Origin of the sequence: Pseudomonas sp. 15A4, assembly GCF_016925575.1 — a bacterium.
In the GTDB taxonomy this organism is placed as follows: domain Bacteria; phylum Pseudomonadota; class Gammaproteobacteria; order Pseudomonadales; family Pseudomonadaceae; genus Aquipseudomonas.
Window position 1 is genome coordinate 4820563 of the sequence record NZ_CP068986.1, and the last position, 21564, is coordinate 4842126.

Genomic DNA, 21564 nt, shown 5'->3' on the forward strand with positions numbered 1-21564 from the left:
GCGCACATGTTTGCTGGACATGCCGGAGTCGATGGTCTGCAGGCCACGTCGATCCCGTCAAAAATTCCCCCATAAAACCCATGTGGATTTTATCGCCCTGAACCGAGAGATTGTTGACCTTCCGAACGACCAAGTCCGCCCCCTCCAAACGCAAAAAGCCCCGAATCATCGGGGCTTTTCCATCACGCCATTTGATTGATCACCAAAATCAAGGATCAACCTGCGCCATCAACTCCGCCACCGGCTCAGCTCGCTTGGCATACCGCTGCGCCACCACCGCACACACCATCAGTTGAATCTGGTGAAACAGCATCAGCGGCAAAATCAGCAACCCAATCGTGCTCCCCGCAAACAGCACCTGCGCCATCGGCACGCCGGTCGCCAGGCTCTTCTTCGAGCCGCAGAACAGGATGGTGATGCGGTCTTCCTGATTGAAGCCGAAGAGCTTGGACAGCAAGGTCGCGGCCACGAGCACCAGTGTCAGCAGCAGGCAGCACACCACCACCAGCCCGGCCAGGTCCCAGATCGGTGTTTTCTGCCAGATGCCTTCGTTGACCGCCTCGCTGAATGCGCCGTAGACCACCAGCAGGATCGAGCCCTGGTCGACGAATTTCAGCCAGTTCTTGTTGCGTCCGACCCAGGCGCCGATCCAGCGCCGCATGATCTGGCCGGCAATGAACGGCAGCAGCAACTGCACGCTGATCTTAACGATCGCGTCGAGGGTCGAGCCGCCTTCGCCGTGGACGTTCAGTAACAGCGTAACCAGCAGCGGGGTCAGGAATATCCCGAACAAGCTGGAGGCCGCCGCGCTGCAGATCGCCGCCGGAATATTGCCGCGTGCCAGTGACGTGAAGGCGATCGCCGACTGTACCGTCGCGGGCAGCGCACACAGGTAAAGGATGCCCATGTACAGGTCTTTGCCGATCAGCGGCGACAGCACGGGTTTGAGCGCGAGGCCAAGCAAGGGGAACAGGACGAATGTCAGCCCGAAGACCAGCAGGTGCAGGCGCCAATGCCCCGCGCCGGCGATGATCGATTCGCGGGACAGTTTGGCGCCGTGAAGAAAGAACAGCAGCGCGATGGCGATGTTGGTCAGCCAGCCGAAGCCAACGGCCACTTGCCCGGTGGCGGGCAGGAAGCTGGCGATGATCACCACGGTGATCAGCATGAGGGTGAAGTTGTCGGGTAGAAAACGGGGGCGGGTCATCTGCGTTATCCGAAGCTGCCAGGAACATGCCCGCCACTTTAGCGCGCAATGCACCTGCCGACTAACGCCAATATGTCGATCAATAGCGGCTAACGGACACATTCGCATGCGTACTGCGGCTACCGGTCCCTTCCCGGCTGAAGCCGGTCCAACTGGAACCGGCGGAAGCCACTTGCCAGACGTTGTGTCGACAAGCGGCTCATCGATTAATCCGGGTTATGTCAGGCCAGACCGCCCTGAATCACACGCATCACGGTCACTCGACGCTGGCCGGGATTGTCTGCAATGAGCCGGGACAGGGCGGCTTGCCACTTCAATATGTCCTTCTCTTTGGAGAGCATCATCAGTTGTTCCCAGCCCATCGGACCACGGGGGCCAAACTGCGCAGCAGCCTGCTCGGGACTGTCTTCGCGTTTCAAGAGGTTTGCTGCAATTTCCGAGAGAGTACTCATGGCCGGCTCCTGGGCATGCGCGTTTTAGAGCATGCCAATTCAAAACTAAAGGTGATTTCAGGAGTGCCTTCGCGCCAATTTTCTGTGATCGAGGCCGCCTGTAACAGGGATGTAGCAAAGTTCAGACCAAGAAGGATCTCGCCGATTTATTGTTCATCTGGCCTATCCGATCACCCTCGATTTTGCAGCGTGTCGCCGGACGCATTCCCGGCTAAAGCCAGTCCTACCTACTACGTGACGCTCGTCGCCTTCCTGGCTAAAGCCGGTCCTACTGAGTCCACTAGAATCGCCATCCATGCGCGTCGGTCGGTCTTCCAGTGCCAACGGTTGACCCCTCCCGGCAGAGTCGCTTAACTGTATATACATACAGCAATCGAAAAGGAGGGCTTCATCATGAACGTCGTTTTCCCCGGTTTTTCCGCAACTCCCCGCAGCCGACGCCCTACGTCAGCACGTCCAGCCGCCCTGCCCCGGGCCTACACTCGCCGCGCGCCGAAGAATCCGCCGGTCAATCCAGCGACTGCCCGGTTCAGCGTGGCCCATCATGATCCCGTATGAGCGAACCTTCGCGCTGATTGACTGCAACAGTTTCTACGCCAGCTGCGAACGGGTCTTCCGCCCGGACCTGATAAGGACACCCATCGTCGTGCTGTCCAACAACGACGGCTGCGTCATCGCGCGCAGTTACGACGCCAAACCCTTCGTGAAAATGGGCGCGCCGTATTACCAGATCAAGGACGACCTGCGCCGTGCCGGGGTGGTGGCGTTCAGCAGCAATTACGCGCTGTACGGCGACATCAGCGAGCGGGTGATGACGATCATCGAGTCGATGGTGCCGGCCCTTGAGGTGTACAGCATCGATGAAGCGTTCGCCGAGCTGACCGGCCTTCCGGGCGACCTGGATCGATTTGGCCGCAACATTCGCGAGCGGCTGATCAAATGCACCGGCATCCCGGTGGGCGTGGGCATCGCGCGGACCAAGACGCTGGCCAAACTCGCCAACCATACTGCCAAGCGGTTGTCGCACATCACCGGCGGCGTGGTCGATCTGAGCGATCCGTTCAAGCGCGACTGGACCCTGCGCAACACTAACGTCGGCGAGGTCTGGGGCGTCGGCAAACGCATGAGGGCGCACCTCGAAGGCATGGGCATCAAGACGGCGATGGACCTGGCCCGTGCCGACCCGTGGACCTTGCGCAAAACCTTCAGCGTGGTCATCGAAAAAACCGCCCGCGAGTTGGCCGGCACGCCGTGCCTGGAGCTGGAAGACGTCACGCCGCCGAAACAGGAAATCTGCTGCAGCCGGATGTTTGGCGCACGGGTCACCGACATCGAGCCCATCAAAGAGGCGGTCGCGACTTATACCCAGCGCGCCGCCGAAAAGCTTCGGGCGCAGAACTCGCTGTGCAAGAAGATCCGCGTCAGCATTCGCACCGGGATGTTCAACCCCGAGGAAGTCAAGTACGCCAATGCTGCACTGGTGGAACTGCCCTACCCCACCAATGACGTGCGCCTGATGACCAAAGCGGCGACCGAAGCGGTCAATCGGCTGTTCCGGCCGGGCTTCAAATACAGCAAAGCCGAAGTGCTGCTGATGGACTTGCGCCACCCGGGCGAATTCACCGATGACCTGTTCGCCCATTCGCAACCCACCGACGCCGACAAGGTGATGGAGGTGCTCGATGAAATCAACACGCGATGGGGTCGCGGCACACTGCGCTCGGCCAGCGTCCCGGCGGCGCCGGAATGGGCCATGCGCCGTGACCTGATGAGCAGCAGTTACACGACGCGGGTTGATCAGTTGTGGACGGTCAAGGCGACCTGAGCCGTGTTTTTTGGCGCCCGCAGTGAACGCAGCCGCCCCTGAGCACCGCCAGGTTGCCCTCGCTGAGGCACGGGGGCTTGAAGTCATCAAGCGCTGCAGCCACTGAACGTGCAGATGTAACTGCATATGCATAACGCCCAAATAGGCTGAACTATGTTCCTGACCCATTGATCCCAAACGATGCGCACCCTGCGCGGCCCTGATGGGTCAGTTCATTTGCACAGCATAAGCGTCAGCAAAATAGGGAGTCGTCGTGAACACTACCGCCCATCTTGTCTACAGAAACCCGCCAGGCCCGCTACACGCGATAATGCTTGCCGGAACCGTCCCGCTGTTTCTCGGCGCATTGCTGAGCGACATCACCTACTTTCAGACGTACCAGATTCAATGGAGCAACTTCGCTTCCTGGCTTATCGCCGGGGGTCTGGTGTTCTGCGGACTCGCTGTTCTGTTCGCGCTGGTCAATCTGATCCGGGCCGACCGCAAGGCCGGGCGCCCTGTGGTCTATCTGGTCTTGTTGGTGGTGACTTGGGCACTGGGGCTCGTCAACGCCTTTGAACATGCCAAGGATGCCTTCGCCACCATGCCGTCGGGCCTCATTCTCTCCGCACTGACCACGCTGCTGATTGGCGTGACAGCGTGGCTGGGACTCACCAGCGTGCGCACGGGGGATGGAAAATGAACCACTCGATCAAACTGACCGCAATCAGCATGGCGTTATTGTTAAGCGGCTGCGGTGACGCCGGGGATGCCACCCAGGCATTGGGACCCGATCCAAAACTGCCGGCCGCCCAGCGCGGTCTTTTACCCAGCATGAAGATTGCCGAACCGGCGTTGTGGGGCGACCAGAAGCCCACGGTCCCTGAGGGCTATAGCGTGACAGCCATCGCCGCCGACTTGCTGATTCCTCGTCAAACGCTCGTGTTGCCCAATGGCGATATCCTCGTGGCTGAAGGACGTGGCGGCAATGCCGCAAAACTCAAGCCCAAGGACGTGATTGCGGGGTACATCAAGGCCCAGGGCAACACCAAGGTCAAAGGCGGTAACCGCCTGACGTTGCTGCGAGATGCAGACGGTGACGGCGTCTACGAGACGAAGACCGTATTTGCGGAAAACCTCAACGCGCCCTACGGCCTGGCGTTTGCCAACGGCAAATTGTACGTGGCCAACCAGGACGAATTGGTGCGTTTCGATTATCAAGAGGGGCAGACCAAAGCCGACGGCCCACCGATCAAAGTCACTGACCTTCCCGCTGAAATAAATCACCACTGGACCAAGTCATTGGCCATCAGTGATGACGGGCGCACCTTGTACGTCGGCATCGGTTCGAACAGCAACGTGACCGAGCGCGGCATGGAGGTCGAACTCGACCGGGCCAGGGTCTGGCAGGTGGATGCCGAGACCGGCGCCCACAAACCGTACGCAACCGGCATCCGCAACCCGACGGCGTTAACCATCCAGCCGCAAACCGGGAAGTTATGGGCAGTGGTCAACGAGCGCGATGAACTGGGCCCGGATCTGGTCCCGGACTACCTGACCTCGGTTCGCGAAGGCGGGTTCTACGGGTGGCCCTACAGCTATTGGGGTCAGAACGTGGACACCCGTGCCCAACCGCAGAACCCGAAAATGGTCGCTGCCGCCATCAAGCCCGATTACAGCCTCGGGTCCCATGCCGCAGCCCTTGGCGTGGATTTTTCCATCCCGGCGATGGGTGAAAAGTACGCTGACGGGGTATTTGTTGGCGAACACGGCAGCTGGAACCGGGAGAATCCGGTGGGTTACAAAGTCGTTTTCGTGCCGTTCAGCAACGGCCGTCCGAACGGGGCGCCGATTGACTTCGCGACCGGCTTTCGGGGTGCCGACGGGAAAACCCGCGGGCGGCCAGTGGGTGTGACGGTGGACCCTAAAGGTGCATTGATCATCGCCGACGACCTGGCGAACACCGTATGGCGGGTCACTCGTAATCGATGAAGGATGATTCCAGGCAGGGCAATCCTGCCTGGAATGTACAAATGTCGTGCTGATCCGTCGGCATGAATTGATTCATGCGTTGAGAGGGGCGCGACACCTGTCCGCTCCGCCCCTGATTGGATTAACGACGCGCATCAGGCCGGCAACTGACCCTGACCGCTTTCGATGATTTTTGCGAAGTTCATGACGTTCTCGACGTACTTCGGATCCCCCACGCCGCCGGCATCCGCGGGGTTGTCCTTGTTGACCTTGTCCGGGCCCGAGTTGTAGGCGCGCAGTGCGGAGTTCCAGTCACCGAACGTAGCCTTCTGGTCGCGCATGTACAGCGCGCCGGCCATGATGTTGTCGTGGGCGTTGTTGACGTCGGCATTGCCGAGCTCGTTGGGGTTGTCTCGTTTGAGGGCGGCGAAGGTGTCGGCGTTGACCTGCATCACGCCTGCATCCTTTTTGCCATTGACATTGGTGGTGTCCTGGCCCAACTGACCACGGGATTCGGCCCAGATCTGACCCGCCAGAATGTTCGGCGGCACGCCGGTTGCGTTGGACGCTGCCATGATGTCCTTCCGGTAGTCCTCAAGCTGAGGCGGCAAATGCAAACCGCCCGAACCGCTGAGGGCCGTGTCGTCCGACACCGTGTCAGTGTTGGCCGCAAGCGCAGCAGCGGGTGCCTGAGCAGCGCCAGCGCCTTGCGCACCACCGCCCGCCCCTTCTGTAGCGCCACCGCCACCACCACCGCCCGCTCCCTCGGTCGCGCCGCCACCGCCTCCGGTCACTGCGTTGTTCTGCGCCGCCGGATTGCCAGTCTGGTTGGGGTTGTTCTGCATCAGCATTTGCATCAACTGCATGATCAGCGCCATGAGCTGCTGGGCAATGCCGTTCTGGTCGGCGCCGCCAGCGAGGGGTTAGCGGCGTTGGTCTTCGAATCCTGATTCTCAGGCGATCCAAAGTTGACCTGGGACTGCCCGGCATGGGCAAACAGAATCGAGCTCGCGTCGAGCGCTTGACCGGCGCCACCGCCGCCGCCCAGGGAGTTGCTCTGGCCGGGCTTGCCGCTCAGGGACGAAAAGTCCGGGTGGCCGGGCTCGCTCAACGGCCGAATCTGGGAAATACCGATACTCATGATCACTTACCTCTTTCGGGTCAGGAAACATCAATGGGCTTTGGGGATGCCGAACTGATCGAGGACCGGGTCGACGTTGTGATCGAAGGCCTTCTGGGCCTTGTGTTTCTTGACGGCTTCGATGATGGCGGAGATGCCGAAACCCAGGGCCATGGCCGCGTCGGCGATCCAGCCGACCACCGGAATGGAGGCACCGATGGCTGCCCCGGCGGCCAGCCCCGCTGCTTCGCCTACGACCATGCCGGCGACGCGGCCGCCGACTTTCGCCGCGACCTCGCCCAGCCCTGCGCGCCCGGCGGACTTGGCCACCGCGTCATAGCCATGCTTGGCCGCCGAGAGGCCGGATTTGGTGCTGTCATAAATGGTCCTGGCGGCATCGGCTTTGTCGCCGCGGGCGAGCATGTCCGACACCGAGGCAAAACCTGCCACTGAGCGCAGCGCTGACGGTCCCATGTTCGAAGCGACCTGGGCGGCCATCGACGGCGCATGGTCTTTATCGCCCTTGGCGTTTTCCAGCACCTTGCGACCGCTCTTGGTGTCTTCCAGATGGTGAAAGGTCGAATCCACATAGCGCGATTGCTGGCTCTGCACGAAGGTGTCGGGCAGCACGCTGTCATACGCAGCCTTTTGCGCGTCGGCGCTCTGCAACGCCTCCTCTCCATCGGCTTTCTTCTGATCGAGCAACTGCCGGACGGCGCCGCCTTCGCTGAAGTTGCGCACGTACGAATCCTGAACCTTGCCCTGCAGGTCAGGCCGCTGACCCAGTACCTGCTGCGCGGTTGGCACATGAGCGTCGTCGCCGAGCAGGTCTTTCTGCATCTGCAGCTGCGCCGACAACCCGCCCAGGGCGCTGCTGTAGTCGGCGTTCGGCTTGTCCTTTTTGGCGGCCTTGTCGGCGGTGTTCAGGTCCGCCTGCAGGGCCTCGCCGCTGTTGACCTTGCGCATCTGCTCGGTGACGGCTTTCTGCAACGTCGGCGTGCTGGCGACCAGCGCCCGCGACTGCTGCGGTATCTGTTCGTCGAGGAAGGCTTGCACCTCAGGATCGGCTTGCAGCTGGCCGATCTTCTCGTTCAACGCCTCTTCGGTCTTGCCGGTCTTGCGCAGGTCCTGGCCGGCGACGACGCTCTGTTGGGTCTGCTGCAGCTTGATCATGACCGCGGCTTTCTGCTCGCCGCTGTAGGCCGACGGGTTGTCGAAGACGTCCTTGCCCAGTTTGGAGATGTCGACGTTGGCCACTGAGTTGAGGGTGGCGGCATCGCTGAGCACGCTGGCAAACTCGCCGCCGTTGGTGGGCGCCTGCTTTTTGATCCAGTCGCTGATGTTCTTGGCGTTGAACAGCTTGTCCGGGCTGTGGGCCGCCAGCGAGCGACCGCTCAAACCGCCCTGGTCGATCTGGGTGAGGAAGCCGGGCTGAGACCAGGTTTTCGCCGCCTGCTTCAACGGTCCCGCCAGGCCCGGGTTGTCGTTCTGAATGGCCTTGAGGCCATCGGCACTGGTCAGGCCATCGACCTTGGTTTTGCCATCGGCGCCCAGGGCATGCTTGGGATCGGCAGCCTTGGTCAGCGGCTCGTTGGCGCGCATCAACGCAGCGCTGCGGACCATTTCCAGAGATTGAGGGTCGGCGTCCGGATGGTCTTTCTGGTAGCTGGCAATGTCCTTGTCCGCGCTGTCGGCGGCTCTTTGCATGTTCTTGGCGAAGGACTTGAGGTCGCCATCGGTTATTTTGCCGTCCGCTTTGCCGCCGTGCTTGCCGGTATCGACTGCGGTTTTCAGCGACGGGTTGGCGTTGATGAAGTCCATGGCCTTGGCCGCATCCGGGCCTTTTTCAGCAGCCATGCGCGCGGCGGCGATGGGTCGATTCAGCTCTTTGGCGGCCTGCTCGCGCTGGTCCGGCGGCAGGTTGGCAACCATCGGCGCCCAACGCTCAAGCTCCTTGGGCGATGAGTATTTCGAGTCATCGAGAAAGGCTGCTTCGGTGGCTTTGGGTTCATCGGCTTTAGCGTCCTCGGCCGGTTTCGCCGCCTCGACCGGCGCTGCGGGGGCAGCGGCGTTCGCCTGGGCGACAGGTTGCGGACTGGCCGTGGGAACGGCACCGGAAGTGGGAGCGTTTTGCGCGGCGGCGTTGGGAAATGTCGTGGCGGATTCGGGCGACGATGGCGCCTGTCCTTTGAACAACTGCGTGAGCTGGGTCAGCAATGACAGCAGCTGCTGTTCGATGCTCTGAGCCTTGCCCGCAGCGCCTGTGCTGCCAGGGCTATTGCCGGCAAAGGCACCGTTCGCCGGCGATGGCTGGGTCGACGCGCCGAAGCGAATAGTCGGATCGACGCCCCCTTCAGTAACAGCGCAGGCTTGGCGTCAGTCATCGGCAATCTCTGGGCGGCTTCGGCGCCAGCAGATTGGGAAGCAGCGGCGTTGGGAGGAGTGCTTAAGATACGCATGAGTCGTCATCCGGGCGTGAGGGATAGCGACTGTGTGGCTGCTGCGCGGCGTCGGTTCCGATAATGTTGCAGTTTGTTTCTCGGATGCCGAGGGAGCAGCCCATCTCACTGGATGCACGCGATGCTTTTTAGTGGGACCGGCTTCAGCCGGGAAGAGGCCTGCGTGAACACCCTCAACCCTGCGGCGTGGCGCCCGACGCCTTCCCGGCTAATGCCGGTCCCACCAGGGTCAGGCAAACGGGTCCATCTGCCGCTTGAGTTGCTCGCGGGCCCGGGACAGGCGTGAGCGCACGGTGCCGATCGGCACGCCAAGAGACGACGCGGTTTCCTGATAATTGCCGTCCATTTCCAGCGACACCTCGATCACCCGCTGCATGTTCGACGGCAGCGTGCCGATGGCCCTGACGACCTGCATCAGCTGACGATGGCCGTCGACCTGGTGGCCGATGTCACCATGGCTGTCGGGTTCGGAATGGGTATGGTCTTCCCAGCTTTCCTGATACGGCTGGCGGTACATCTTGCGGAAATGGTTGCGGATCAGATTCAGCGCAATGCCACACAGCCAGGTCTGGGGTTTGCTTGCGTGCTGAAACTTGTGCTCGCTGCGCAGCGCTTCCAGAAAGGTGCTCTGCAGAATGTCGTCGACATCTTCCGGGTTCATGACCCGCTTCTGAATGAAGCCGCGAATCATCTTGATCTGATCACTGGTCAGGTGACGTATCCCCTGGGCGGGACGGCGCACGGGGGAGTCAATATCGAGAATCGCAAGGTTGGAAAACATCAGGGCTCTTCCTTGTTTTGAGTGTAATAGCCCTATAGCGATATGCGTGCCACACATACGAACAATCTAACTTATTGATATTCAACAACTAAAACAGTTATCCAAAACGGCGCTGTGCAAAAATTTGCGCGAACACGCTGTTTCTTCGACGAGATTTGGCACAGATCCTTCTGCCCGCAAATAGATGGAACCGCTTTGCGGCCGCGCTCCACTCAGAGCCCATGACCAGGCCCCGAACCGAGCTATCCAGAGCCGACTTATGAAGATCGCCGCCCCGATTGCCCCACAGGCATTGCAACCCCCGCGATCGCGCCGGCAAAGATGCAGGCGCCTGCGCCTGCGCCCGCGCCGCTGCATGCCAATGCGCCGAACGTCAATGGCACTTCGCCGCAACAGGTCGCGCGGTTCGCCTCGGCGTTGGTTCAGCAGAGCCGCAGCCTCAGCCAGCGGGAGCTGCTGGCCAGCGGCAACGCCCTGCAGTCGCGGGCGGTGAAACTGGGCGAGCTGTATCAGCTGTTGATGGGCAGTCAGGACAAAGGCCTCGACGACGCCGCCCGCAACTTGCGCAAGCAGCTGCAAAAGCAGAACGCGTCGAGCCTGGCGCAGATTCTGAGCTACACCGACGGCGACCCGGCGAAGGCCCATGTGATGCTGCAAGCGGCGAGAAAGCAGGCCCAGGCCGACGGCGAAATGGGTGAACACGTGGTGCTGAGCCAGCAGCTCAAACAGTTGCGTCGTCAATACGGCAAACGCACCCGCGCCGGCATCAACAGCGCCAAGGCGTTTTCCCGGCCGACCTCGGAAAAGCGCCGCGGCGCCCTGCGCAATCTGTACAGCGTGGCGGTGGCCGGGCAGCAGAACATCACCGGGCTGATTGACGCGCTGATCAACGAGCAGGAAGAACCCGGCGAATTCGAGCTGAACCTGCGGGACATGCGCAGCGCCCTCGCCGACGATCTTTCATCCCTCACCCCGTCCACCTCGCCGGCGCAACTGCGCACCCTGATGCATGGCCTGAACACCGCGCGGCACGTCACCACCCTGCTGCGCAGTTGCGAACATCTACTGGGCCGCATGCGCAACAAGAACCCGGGGCTGCAAGTGGACGCAGCGGCCTTTCTCAAACACCTGCTCGCGCTGTCGGGCAAGGGCATGAGCCTGGGCGAAACCCTGCAACTGACGCAACACATCGGCGGCAAGCATCTCAAGCATCAACTGGCATTTCTCAACGGGCTGCGGCCCATGCTGCAACAGCTGCCGATTCTGCTTTGGCGCGACCTGAAAAGCCGCCAGAACGCCTTGGGCAACCTGCTCATTCTCATGGCCGAACTGACTCGGCAGGAACAGAACCAGCTCCAGGGGGCCTCGCCTGATGGATCGTGTCATTAACCTGCTCAATGCGATCGCGCACGCCGCCATGCGCCGCTCGGAAATCGTCGGTGCGTTCGTGGTCATCGCCATTGTGTTCATGATGATCACGCCGCTGCCGACGGGTCTGGTGGACGTGCTGATCGCCATCAACATCTGCATTTCCTGCCTGTTGATCATGCTGGCGATGCACCTGCCGCGCCCGTTGGCGTTCTCGACGTTTCCGGCGGTGCTGCTGCTGACGACGATGTTTCGCCTGGCGCTGTCTATCTCCACCACCCGCCTGATCCTGCTCAACCAGGACGCCGGGCACATCGTCGAAGCGTTCGGCCAGTTCGTGGTCGGCGGCAACCTGGCGGTGGGCCTGGTGATCTTCCTGATCCTCACCGTGGTCAACTTTCTGGTGATCACCAAAGGTTCGGAGCGGGTGGCGGAAGTCGGCGCGCGGTTCACCCTCGACGCCATGCCGGGCAAGCAGATGTCCATCGACAGTGACCTGCGCGCCAACCTGATCAGCGTCCACGAAGCGCGCAAACGACGTGCCGAACTGGGCAAGGAAAGTCAGCTGTTCGGCGCCATGGACGGGGCCATGAAGTTCGTCAATGGCGACGCCATCGCCAGCCTGATCATCGTCGCCATCAACATGATCGGCGGCATCGCCATCGGCGTGGTGCAGCACAACATGACAGCCGGCGACGCCTTGCAGGTCTACACCGTGCTGACCATCGGTGACGGCCTGATCGCGCAGATCCCGGCGCTGCTGATTTCGGTCACCTGCGGCATGATCATCACCCGCGTGCCCAGCGGCGAAAACGGCGTTGAAGCCAACATCGGCCGGGAGATCGCCGAGCAGATCACCAGCCAGCCGAAGGCGTGGATCATCGCCGCGGTGGCCATGCTGGGGTTCGCTGCTCTACCGGGCATGCCGACGGCGGTGTTCGTGGTGATTTCGATCATCTGCGGTGTCGGCGGCCTGCTCCAGCTGCACCGCGCCAAGCCCAAGGCCGAGCAAGCCCAGGCCGTGGCCGTTGCGCCGGAAATGAACGGCCGCGAAGACCTGCGCACCTTCTCTCCCAGCCGCCAGTTCGTGTTGCATTTTCACCCCAGCCAGAACCCCGCGCAGATCGAGGCGCTGGTCAGCGAAATCCGTCAGCGGCGTAATCGGCTGGTGGTGCAATACGGCCTGACCCTGCCCTCCTTCATCATCGAAACCAGCGAGCTGCTGCCGCCGGACGAGTTTCGCTTTTCGGTCTACGAAGTGCCGCTGCTTCGGGCCACGCTCAGCCAGACCCACGTCGCGGTCGACGCACGCTCGGTAGAAGGCTCCCCGGAGTGGGCCTCGCTGGAATCGGCAGTGTACGGCAGCCTTGAGCGCGAGGAAGGTCAGTGGCTGTGGCTGCCGACCGACGCCCCGCAATTGCAGGAAGCCCACATCGAGCGCATCGACGCGACCACGCTGATCATCGAGCGCATGGAACGCGCGCTGCAGTCGTGCGGGCCGCAGTTCATCGGCCTGCAGGAAACCAAGGCGATTCTCGGCTGGCTGGAATCGGAGCAGCCGGAGCTTGCCCAGGAAATGCAGCGGGTGCTGCCGCTGGCGCGCTTCTCGGCGGTGCTGCAACGCCTGGCTTCGGAGTGCGTGCCACTGCGGGCGATCCGTGTGATCGCCGAAACCCTCATCGAGCACGGCCAGCACGAGCGCGAAGTCACGGTGCTCGCCGACTACGTGCGCATCGCCCTGAAGTCGCAGATCTACCACCAGTATTGCGGCCCCGAGGGCCTGCTGGTCTGGGTACTGACGCCAGAAAGCGAAGGCATTCTGCGGGACGGCCTGCGCCAGACCCAGACCGAAACCTTCTTCGCGCTGGACAACGAAACCAGCCAGTTGCTGGTCCAGCAACTGCACATCGCCTTCCCCCTGCGTACCCCCAGCGCGCGGTGTTGCTGGTCGCCCAGGATTTGCGCAGCCCGCTGCGGACCCTGTTGCAGGAGGAGTTCTATCACGTGCCGGTGCTGTCGTTTGCCGAAATCAGCAATGCGGCGCAGGTGAAAGTGCTAGGGCGCTTCGACCTGGAAGACGACTTCGAGAGCGATCACGAAGACGACCCGCACGCGCTGGATAACGAGTACGCCGCTTGAGTGCCTGGAGAGCGTCACATGTTTGAATTACGCGTATTGACCGGCCTGCACCAGGGCGCCGCGCTGCCGCTGGTGGGTGAGCAATGGGGCATTGGCGCTGACGCCGATCAGGATCTGGCGCTGCACGATCCCGGCGTCGAACAGCTGCACTGTCGCCTGCAACGCCAGGGCGAAGCCTGGCTGCTCAACGCTGCCGACGGCCAGATCGCTGACGACGAGGGGCATCTTCACGCCAGCACCCTGCTCACCCCTAACAGCGCGTTTGTGTTGGGTTCGGTCTGGCTGTGCGTGTCTCCGGCGCAGGACCCCTGGCCTTCGCTGCCTGCAGTGATTCCTCAGGCGCGGGCCGAGCATGCCGCGCAGGCCGAGGCGCCGGCCAGCGCGCCGCTGGAGAAGGTCGAGTCGCACTCGCGCTTTTTCAACCGCACCACCGGCGTGGTCATCGGCGTGTTGCTCGGCATCGCCGGCAGCGCCTGGAGCCTGAGCCGCAGCGCGACGCCCGCCTCAGAGCAATTGGCGATCAGTTCGCCGGCGCAGCAACTTGCGCAGCAGGCCAATCAGCCGGCCAGACCTTCGAACGAGAAGGCCAAAACGACTGAGCTGCCGGCAAAAAACGCATCCGGCTGACCAGCGTCGATGACGTCAAACGCCAGCTCAACACCATGCTCAGCGAACGACTGCTGGGCGACGTCAGCGTGGAGCAGACGCCTGAGGGTCTGGCGTTGAGCGGCAACCTCAAGCCGGAATCGCAGCTGGTCTATCAGCGCATGCTCCAGCGTTTCAAGGACCGCTATGACACGCCGGTCGCGTTGATCGATAACGTCGCCGCCGGCACCAGTGGCCTGCCGTTCACCATCGTGCAGATCATGTCCGGGCCCCACGCGCACCTGGTCACGGCGGACGGTCGACGGCTGTACGTCGGCGACGAACTGGCCGGGCTGCGCCTGACCCGCATCGATGACAACCGCATCCAGTTCGACGGCGACCGCCACTACGAGGTGAGCTGGTGAACGCCTCGCTGGATCAATGGAAATCCGCCCACCGTCAGCGCCTGAAGGGCTTTTCTGCGGTGAAGGTCAGCGGCCGTGTCAGCGCCGTCAGCGGCATTTTGCTGGAGTGCCAGATCCCCGCAGCCAAGGTCGGTGACCTGTGTGAAGTGAGCAAATCCGATGGCAGCACCATGCTCGCGGAAATCGTCGGTTTCACCCGCGACTGCACGTTGCTCAGTGCGCTGGGCACGCCGGACGGCATTCAGGTCGGGGCGCACATTCAGCCCCTGGGCATGGCTCACCGCATCGGCGTCGATGACCGTTTGCTGGGCAGCGTGCTTGATGGTTTCGGTCGCCCGCTGCTGGGGGATTCAGAAGGCGCGTTCGCCGGCCCCGGTGATCGGCGCGTGACCCTGCCGGTGATCGCCGACGCCCTGCCGCCGACCCAGCGGCCACGGATCAGCAGGGCTTTGCCCACGGGCGTGCGCGCCATCGACAGCGCGATTCTGCTCGGCGAAGGCCAGCGGGTCGGCTTGTTTGCCGGCGCCGGTTGCGGCAAAACCACGTTGATGGCCGAACTGGCGCGCAACATGGACTGCGATGTGATCGTCTTCGGCCTGATCGGCGAGCGAGGCCGTGAGCTGCGCGAGTTTCTCGACCACGAGCTGGACGCCACGTTGCGCGCGCGTTCGGTACTGGTCTGCGCCACATCGGACCGCTCCAGCATGGAGCGGGCCCGCGCGGCCTTCACCGCCACGGCCATCGCCGAGGCTTTCCGCGAGCGCGGTTTGAAGGTGTTGTTGCTGCTGGATTCCCTCACCCGTTTCGCCCGGGCCCAGCGCGAGATCGGCATTGCCGCCGGCGAACCCCTCGGGCGCGGTGGCCTGCCGCCTTCGGTCTACACCCTGCTGCCGCGCCTGGTTGAACGGGCCGGCATGAGCGAGAAAGGCTCGATCACCGCGCTGTACACCGTGCTGATCGAACAGGATTCGATGAACGACCCGGTCGCCGACGAGGTGCGTTCGCTGCTCGACGGCCACATCGTGTTGTCGCGCAAACTGGCCGAGCGCGGGCATTACCCGGCCATCGACGTGCAGGCCAGCATCAGCCGGATCATCAGCAACGTCACCGGCCGCGAGCACCAGCAGGCGAATAACCGGTTGCGCCGTTTGATGGCGGCGTACAAGCAAGTGGAGATGCTCCTGCGCCTGGGCGAATACCAGCCCGGCAGCGACCCGGTGACCGACTGCGCGGTACGGCTGAACGAGCCAATCAATGCGTTCCTGCGCCAGGACCTGCGCGAGCCGGTACCGCTGGAAGAGACCCTGGCGGCGCTGATGCAACTCACCTCGCAACTGCCGGAGTAGTGGCGTGGAAGAAGCGCTTGAAGTCGATCCGCAAACCCTCGCCATGGAACAGGTCATCAGCGTGCTCACGCCTTTGCGCCAGCATCGCCAGGCCAGCGCCGAGCGCGCGCAACGGCAGGCGCAGAAAACCCTGGAGCACCTGCACGAACACCTGCAACAAACTCGCGACTCCTACACCCAGGAACGCCATAACCAGCGCGAACGCCGGCAGGTGCTGAGCAGCGCCCACGTCAACAAAGCGATGTCGCTGGACGACCTCGAACGCTGGCACGAGAAGGAAAACCGCATGCTCGACCGGCTCGCCTATATCCGTCAGGACATGGCCCGCCAAGAGATAGGTATCGAGGAACAACAGCAGCGTCTGGCCGAGGCGAAAGATGCGGCGAAAGCGTCCCAACGCGCCGTGGAAAAACTCGCCTGTCTGGCCGAGGCCCTCAACGAACAAGGTGAATCGTCATGAACAGCCCGGTGCAACACCCGCCTCGCCCACAGCCGCAACCGCGCGCTGAACCGTCCCGGACGCCCTCGCCCTCTCCCGCGTCCTCAAGTGAAACGCGCCAGCCGCTGGCCACTGTGCGTCGCGCCGATACCGAACGCCTGCGTCGGCTGTGCGATGAGTCCGCTTCGCCTGCGTCGTTGAGTGCGGACGGGATGTTTTTTCTCAGCTGTTGGTGCCGCCGGTGACCGAGCAGCAAAGCGAATCCGCTTTTGCCGGCAGCAGCTTCAGCACGCTGTTTCCCACCGAAGGCGTGCCGACGCAATTGATCGACGAACTCGCGCAACGCCTGCCCCAGCAACCGGACGGCCCGTTGAGCCTGACCTTGCTGATGCCCAATCTGGGCAAGGTGCAGGTCAACGCCAGCAAGCGCGACAACCAGTGGAGCATCGAACTGGGCTTCGCCCGACGTGGCGTGCTGAAACGCTTGCAGCCCCACCAACGCAACTGCGAAACCGCGCTGGAGCAGGCGCTGGGCTGTGACGTTGATCTGTCGTTGCACGAGGAGTCGCAGGCATGACGCCAGACATGAACTTGACCATGTATTCGGACACGAACTCGGGCATGAACATGGGCATGAACGTGGGCATGAGCGACCTGAACACCGTAGGACCGGCTTTAGCCGGGAACCCGCCATTCAGTCCGCTGAAGATGCGGGAAGTCAGCGCCGACGTCGCCGAGGCTTCGCGTCTACTGGGTGCCGGCGTGAGCTGTAGCTACACCGCCCAGGGTCAGCACGGCGAGCTAAGCCTGCGATCGATGCCCAACGATGCAAACCGGGATGGCTCGCCCCTCGCAGCACCGGCTTCAGCCAGGAACAAGTCATCGCTGACCTGGTTCGACAGCGCCATCGGCCCCTTCGCCCTGAGCGACGCCGAAGCGGTGCTCAGTCTGCTGGGTGAACTACCGGTCACCCTCGGCGGCGACCATCAGCCGTGGTACTGGCAGCTGGTGAATCAACGCATGAATACAGAACTGGCGGAACTGCTTTGCCCCTTGCGGCCACTCAGCGATATCACTGCGCTGTCCGCCTGTGGCGAAAGTCCGAATGACGCGCCAATGACCTGCCGACTGCAACTGCGATTGGGTTCGCAGGTGTTGCACGCACAGCTCTGCGCCGACGCGCGGGTCATGCTGCAACTGCTCGGCAGCCACCACTGGCGGCCGCACCGGCAGAACGTCGCGCACGACTGGCCCATCCGTCAGCCGCTGGTGTTGGGCGAGCTGTCGTTGAGCCTCGATCAGTTGGCGTCGCTGCAACCGGGGGACGTGCTGCTGCCGTCGCTGTGTCATTTCGACGAGGAAGGCGGCGGGCGCCTGCAACTGGCGGGTCGGCAATGGGCAGTGCAGACGGACAGCCGCGCCGAGCAGCTGTATGTACGGTTCAGCCACGAGGAAGACTTGGGACATGGTCAATGAAGAATTGTACGAAGACGAGATCGAGGATCTTGCCGACGATGAGTCGACCGAGCACGCTCTGAACAATGGGGCCGGCTTCAGCCCTGAGACTGTCGACCGTGGGACCGGCTTTAGCCGGGAAGCTTTTCACGACGCCGAGCATCAAACCACTGAAAGCGAGTGGCAGGATGAAACCGCCTCTGATGCCTACGCGGACGAACCTTACGAGCCTCATTCAGCGGAAACCCACCCCTCCCTCGATTCCCTCGATCAACTGCCGCTGGCCCTGACCCTGCGCTGCGGCAGCCTCGAACTGACCCTCGGCGACCTGCGCCGCATCGCTGCCGGCACCGTATTACCCGTCAACGGCGTTACGCCCGGCTTTGCCACCTTGTGTCACGGCGAACGTGTCGTCGCCGAAGGCGAACTGGTCAGCGTCGAGGGCCGCCTCGGTCTGCAAATTACGCGCATGGCGTCCCAAGCATGATCATGGACGGGATGAACCCGGTGATGCTGGCGCTGTTCCTCGGCGCCCTGTCGTTGATTCCGTTTCTGTTGATCGTCTGCACGGCCTTTCTCAAAATCGCCATGACCCTCCTAATTACCCGCAACGCCATCGGCGTGCAGCAAGTGCCGCCGAACATGGCGCTGTACGGCATCGCCCTGGCCGCGACCATGTTCGTCATGGCCCCCGTCGCCCACGAAATCCAACAGCGGGTTCACGATCACCCGCTGGAGATGGGCAGCACCGAAAAGTTGCAGGCCAGCGCCAGCACCGTCATCGAACCGTTGCAGCGCTTCATGAGCCGCAACACCGACCCGGAAGTCGTGGCCCACCTGCTCGACAACACCCAGCGCATGTGGCCCAAGGACATGGCCGATCAGGCCAGCAAAAGCGACCTGCTGCTGGCCGTCCCCGCCTTCGTGTTGTCCGAGTTGCAGGCCGGTTTTCAGATCGGCTTTCTGATCTACATCCCGTTCATCGTCATCGACCTGATCGTCTCCAACCTGCTGCTCGCGCTGGGCATGCAGATGGTCTCGCCGATGACCATTTCGCTGCCCCTCAAACTGCTGCTGTTCGTGCTGGTGCAAGGCTGGACGCGCCTGCTGGACAGCCTTTTCTACTCGTACATGTGAGGCGGTGATGGAAGCGCTGGCGTTGTTCAAACAGGGCATGTTTCTGGTGGTGATTCTCACGGCGCCGCCGTTGGGGGTCGCCGTGCTGGTCGGCGTCATCACCTCGCTGCTGCAGGCGTTGATGCAGATCCAGGATCAGACCCTGCCCTTCGGCATCAAGCTCGCCGCCGTCGGCCTGACCCTGGCCATGACCGGGCGCTGGATCGGTGTCGAGCTGATTCAGTTCATCAACCTGGCCTTCGACCTCATTGCCCGATCCGGCGGCGCGCACTAGATGCCCTTCGACGCCCAGGGCCTGTTCGAACTGATGCTGGGCATGGGCTTGGCGGCGGCGCGTATCCTGCCGTGCATGATTCTGGTGCCGGCGTTCTGCTTCAAATACCTCAAGGGCCCGCTGCGTTACGCGGTGGTGCTGGTGGTCTCGATGGTGCCCGCGCCGAGCATCAGCCGTGCGCTGTCGGGCATGAACGACGACTGGTTTTCCATCGGCGCGCTGCTGCTCAAAGAGGCCGTCCTCGGCACCCTCCTCGGCCTGTTGCTGTACGCGCCGTTCTGGATGTTCGCCTCGGTGGGCGCGCTGCTCGACAGCCAACGCGGCGCCTTGAGCGGCGGCCAGCTGAACCCGGCGCTGGGGCCTGACGCGACGCCGTTGGGCGAGCTGTTTCAGGAAACGTTGATCATGCTGGTGATCCTGTCCGGCGGGTTATCGCTGATCACTCAGGTGATCTGGGACAGTTATCAGGTCTGGCCGCCCACCGCCTGGCTGCCCGGCATGACCGTCGACGGGCTCGACTTGTTTCTCGAACAACTCAACCAGACCCTCCAGCACATGATGCTCTACGCCGCGCCATTCATTGGCTTGCTGCTGTTGATCGAGGCCGCGCTGGCGATCATCGGCCTGTACGCGCAGCAACTGAACGTATCGATCCTGGCCATGCCGGCCAAGAGCATGGCGGGCATCGCCTTCCTGCTCATCTACCTGCCGACGCTGCTGGAACTGGGCAGTGGCCAGATCATGCAACTTGCCGATCTGAAGCACCTGCTCGGCCAACTGGTGCATGTGCCGTGAGCGAAAAAACCGAAAAAGCCACGCCCAAACAGCTGCGCGACGCCCGGGAAAAAGGCCAGGTCGGACAGAGCCAGGACCTGAGCAAACTGCTGGTGCTGTTGGTGGTCAGCGAAGTGACCTTCGGCCTTGCCGACGAAAGCGTCGCGCGGTTGCTGCACTTGATGACGCTGTCGTTCCAGGGTGTTGGCCAGCCCTTCATGCATACGCTGGAACAGGTCGCCAGCGAAGGCGCGACCGTGTTGGTCGGCTTCATCCTGAGCAGCGTCGGCATCGCGATGTTGATGCGGCTGGTGGGCAGCTGGATACAGATCGGGTTTCTGTTTGCGCCCAAGGCGTTGAAGCTGGACTTCAACAAGCTCAACCCGTTCGCCCACGCCAAGCAGATGTTCTCGGCGCAGAGCCTGACGACCTTGTTGCTCAGCATTTTGAAAGCCACGGCCATCGCCGCGACGCTGTATGTCGTGGTGAAGCCGTCGCTGGGTACGTTGATTTTGCTGTCGAGCACGGACCTGACGACGTACTGGCATGCCCTGTTGCAGGTGTTCCGGCATATCTTGCGGGCGACGCTGGGGTTGCTACTGGTGATCGGCGCAGTGGATTTTGCGCTGCAGAAGTACTTCCACGCGAAAAAGCTGCGGATGAGCCATGAGGACATCAAGAAGGAGTACAAGCAGTCGGAAGGCGACCCCCATGTGAAGGGCCATCGGCGGCAACTCGCCCATGAGTTGTTGAACCAGGCACCGACCGCGCCGGCCAAGCCGGTGGAGGATGCGGACATGCTGGTGGTGAATCCGACCCACTATGCGGTGGCGCTGTATTACCGACCCGGCACGACGCCGCTGCCGCAGATTCACTGTAAGGGTGAGGATGATGAGGCGCTGGCGTTGATTGCGCGGGCGAAGAAGGCAGGGATTCCGGTGGTGCAGAGTATCTGGCTGGCGCGGACGCTTTATAAGGTCAAGGCGGGCAAGTACATCCCGCGGACGACGCTGCTGGCGGTGGCGAATATTTATCAGATCGTGCGGCAGCTTGAGGACGTTCCGGACGAAGTCATTAGAATTGACGATGTTTAATCAGGATCAAGATCAAGGGCGTCTGCCTGGGGGCAGACTGTTTCGCCTTCGGCGACTTACTTTTGAAAAGCACCAAAAGTAAGCAAAAGTGCCTGCTCCTGGTTTGGCCCTTCCTTCGTCAGGGTTCCTTCACTCCGGTCCCGCTCCGTGGGCCCGCCGCCATCCGCCATCCATGGCGGGGGCGGCTCTCGCGGCATCCATGCCGCTCGGCCCACTGCGCGAGACCTGCGTTCAGCCTGCACCCAAGTCGCGATTTGTGTCGTCTGGGAGTTATGTGTTTGAAGATCAAGATCAAGATCCAAAGCAAAGCAACAGCTTCCCGGCTGAAGCCGGTCCTACGAGAGACACCGCCGGTCCCACAGGGTGTCCGCGTTGCTTTTTAGTGGGACCGGCTTTAGCCGGGAAGAGGCCGGTATGGCCGCTGGCAGTTTTGCAGACACGACTACCTCCCTGTAGGAGCGAGCTTGCTCGCGAAGGCATTGATACATCCGCCGAATAGTTGGTGTTTGCAATACAGCATTCGCGAGCAAGCACGACTCCCACAGGGACGGTGTCCGATCCCGGATTTCCAACGCGGATTCAGCCCCGGGGGTGACGCGGAGCGTCAGAGGATGCATTCCCACGCGGAGCGTGGGGACGATCGAATGTCAGGTTTGGACGGGCCTCTTCCCGGCTAAAGCCGGTCCCACTAAAAGCAGCGCGTGCATTCTGTGGGACCGGCTTCAGCCGGGAAG

At 62.4% G+C, this 21564-nt stretch carries 19 protein-coding genes and 2 pseudogenes; 16 read left to right on the plus strand and 5 right to left on the minus strand.

The annotated features are described in order from the left end of the window. Positions 1-208 precede the first annotated feature (208 nt). Both JN403_RS21370 and JN403_RS21375 read right to left on the minus strand, forming a co-directional pair. Complete coding sequence (locus JN403_RS21370) at positions 209-1207, minus strand: bile acid:sodium symporter family protein (protein ID WP_205484157.1); 999 nt, start codon at positions 1205-1207, stop codon at positions 209-211. A gap of 221 nt (positions 1208-1428) precedes the next feature. Beyond that, positions 1429-1659, minus strand: coding sequence for a hypothetical protein (locus JN403_RS21375; RefSeq protein WP_205484158.1), 231 nt, complete (start codon positions 1657-1659; stop codon positions 1429-1431). 544 nt (positions 1660-2203) lie between these two features. Between JN403_RS21375 and umuC the strand changes: the two genes are divergently transcribed. The 3 genes from umuC (at position 2204) to JN403_RS21390 (ending at position 5455) form a co-directional block, all read left to right on the plus strand. Further along, the gene (gene umuC, locus JN403_RS21380) at positions 2204-3484 is read left to right on the plus strand and encodes a translesion error-prone DNA polymerase V subunit UmuC (RefSeq protein ID WP_205484159.1); all 1281 of its coding nucleotides are present in this window, start codon (positions 2204-2206) and stop codon (positions 3482-3484) included. Between the two features lie 310 nt (positions 3485-3794). Continuing rightward, positions 3795-4166 (plus strand): DUF2231 domain-containing protein, encoded by a 372-nt coding sequence (locus JN403_RS21385; RefSeq protein WP_172613067.1) that lies wholly within the window; start codon positions 3795-3797, stop codon positions 4164-4166. Then, entirely contained in the window at positions 4163-5455 is a 1293-nt protein-coding gene (locus JN403_RS21390; protein ID WP_205484160.1) for a sorbosone dehydrogenase family protein, read from the plus strand. The genes JN403_RS21385 and JN403_RS21390 overlap by 4 nt, the downstream gene beginning before the upstream one ends. A gap of 134 nt (positions 5456-5589) precedes the next feature. Here the strand turns inward: JN403_RS21390 and JN403_RS21395 are convergent. The 3 genes and pseudogenes from JN403_RS21395 to JN403_RS21405 all read right to left on the minus strand — a co-directional run bounded on the left by JN403_RS21395 (position 5590) and on the right by JN403_RS21405 (position 9794). Then, positions 5590-6437 (minus strand): annotated as a pseudogene (locus tag JN403_RS21395) (lytic transglycosylase domain-containing protein). A gap of 168 nt (positions 6438-6605) precedes the next feature. Next, on the minus strand, positions 6606-8771 hold the full coding sequence (locus tag JN403_RS21400; protein ID WP_275900169.1) for a type III effector HrpK domain-containing protein: 2166 nt from the start codon (positions 8769-8771) through the stop codon (positions 6606-6608). A gap of 471 nt (positions 8772-9242) precedes the next feature. Next, the gene (locus tag JN403_RS21405; RefSeq protein ID WP_122622931.1) at positions 9243-9794 is read right to left on the minus strand and encodes an RNA polymerase sigma factor; all 552 of its coding nucleotides are present in this window, start codon (positions 9792-9794) and stop codon (positions 9243-9245) included. A 321-nt stretch (positions 9795-10115) separates the two neighbouring features. Here JN403_RS21405 and sctW point away from each other — a divergent pair, with 321 nt between their 5' ends. The 13 genes and pseudogenes from sctW (at position 10116) to sctU (ending at position 20830) form a co-directional block, all read left to right on the plus strand. Then, positions 10116-11183, plus strand: a complete 1068-nt coding sequence (gene sctW, locus JN403_RS21410; RefSeq protein WP_205484161.1) for a type III secretion system gatekeeper subunit SctW — start codon at positions 10116-10118, stop codon at positions 11181-11183. Next, positions 11167-13301 (plus strand): annotated as a pseudogene (gene sctV, locus JN403_RS21415) (type III secretion system export apparatus subunit SctV). Before sctW ends, sctV begins: the two are co-directional and overlap by 17 nt. 18 nt (positions 13302-13319) lie before the next feature. Beyond that, on the plus strand, positions 13320-13928 hold the full coding sequence (locus JN403_RS25700; protein WP_240356726.1) for an FHA domain-containing protein: 609 nt from the start codon (positions 13320-13322) through the stop codon (positions 13926-13928). Positions 13929-13963: 35 nt separating this feature from the next. Further along, positions 13964-14311: a type III secretion system inner membrane ring subunit SctD gene (gene sctD / locus JN403_RS25705; RefSeq protein WP_240356728.1), complete on the plus strand. Its 348-nt coding sequence runs from the start codon at positions 13964-13966 to the stop codon at positions 14309-14311. After that, positions 14308-15657, plus strand: a complete 1350-nt coding sequence (locus JN403_RS21425; protein ID WP_205484162.1) for a FliI/YscN family ATPase — start codon at positions 14308-14310, stop codon at positions 15655-15657. The genes sctD and JN403_RS21425 overlap by 4 nt, the downstream gene beginning before the upstream one ends. A gap of 4 nt (positions 15658-15661) precedes the next feature. Beyond that, positions 15662-16117 (plus strand): YscO family type III secretion system apparatus protein, encoded by a 456-nt coding sequence (locus tag JN403_RS21430; RefSeq protein WP_122534910.1) that lies wholly within the window; start codon positions 15662-15664, stop codon positions 16115-16117. Between the two features lie 220 nt (positions 16118-16337). Then, positions 16338-16673, plus strand: a complete 336-nt coding sequence (locus tag JN403_RS25710) for a type III secretion system HrpP C-terminal domain-containing protein (RefSeq protein WP_240356730.1) — start codon at positions 16338-16340, stop codon at positions 16671-16673. Continuing rightward, positions 16670-17572, plus strand: a complete 903-nt coding sequence (locus JN403_RS21440) for a type III secretion system protein (protein WP_240356732.1) — start codon at positions 16670-16672, stop codon at positions 17570-17572. The genes JN403_RS25710 and JN403_RS21440 overlap by 4 nt, the downstream gene beginning before the upstream one ends. Then, the gene (locus tag JN403_RS21445) at positions 17562-18038 is read left to right on the plus strand and encodes a FliM/FliN family flagellar motor switch protein (protein ID WP_205484164.1); all 477 of its coding nucleotides are present in this window, start codon (positions 17562-17564) and stop codon (positions 18036-18038) included. The genes JN403_RS21440 and JN403_RS21445 overlap by 11 nt, the downstream gene beginning before the upstream one ends. Next, positions 18035-18688: a type III secretion system export apparatus subunit SctR gene (gene sctR, locus JN403_RS21450; RefSeq protein ID WP_122534913.1), complete on the plus strand. Its 654-nt coding sequence runs from the start codon at positions 18035-18037 to the stop codon at positions 18686-18688. Before JN403_RS21445 ends, sctR begins: the two co-directional genes overlap by 4 nt. A gap of 7 nt (positions 18689-18695) precedes the next feature. Beyond that, positions 18696-18962 carry a type III secretion system export apparatus subunit SctS gene (gene sctS / locus JN403_RS21455; protein ID WP_065989232.1) on the plus strand — a complete coding sequence of 89 codons (267 nt, stop codon included), beginning with the start codon at positions 18696-18698 and terminating at the stop codon, positions 18960-18962. Continuing rightward, complete coding sequence (sctT, locus tag JN403_RS21460) at positions 18963-19757, plus strand: type III secretion system export apparatus subunit SctT (protein ID WP_205484166.1); 795 nt, start codon at positions 18963-18965, stop codon at positions 19755-19757. Continuing rightward, positions 19754-20830 (plus strand): type III secretion system export apparatus subunit SctU, encoded by a 1077-nt coding sequence (sctU, locus tag JN403_RS21465; RefSeq protein ID WP_205484168.1) that lies wholly within the window; start codon positions 19754-19756, stop codon positions 20828-20830. The genes sctT and sctU overlap by 4 nt, the downstream gene beginning before the upstream one ends. Positions 20831-21564 lie beyond the last annotated feature (734 nt).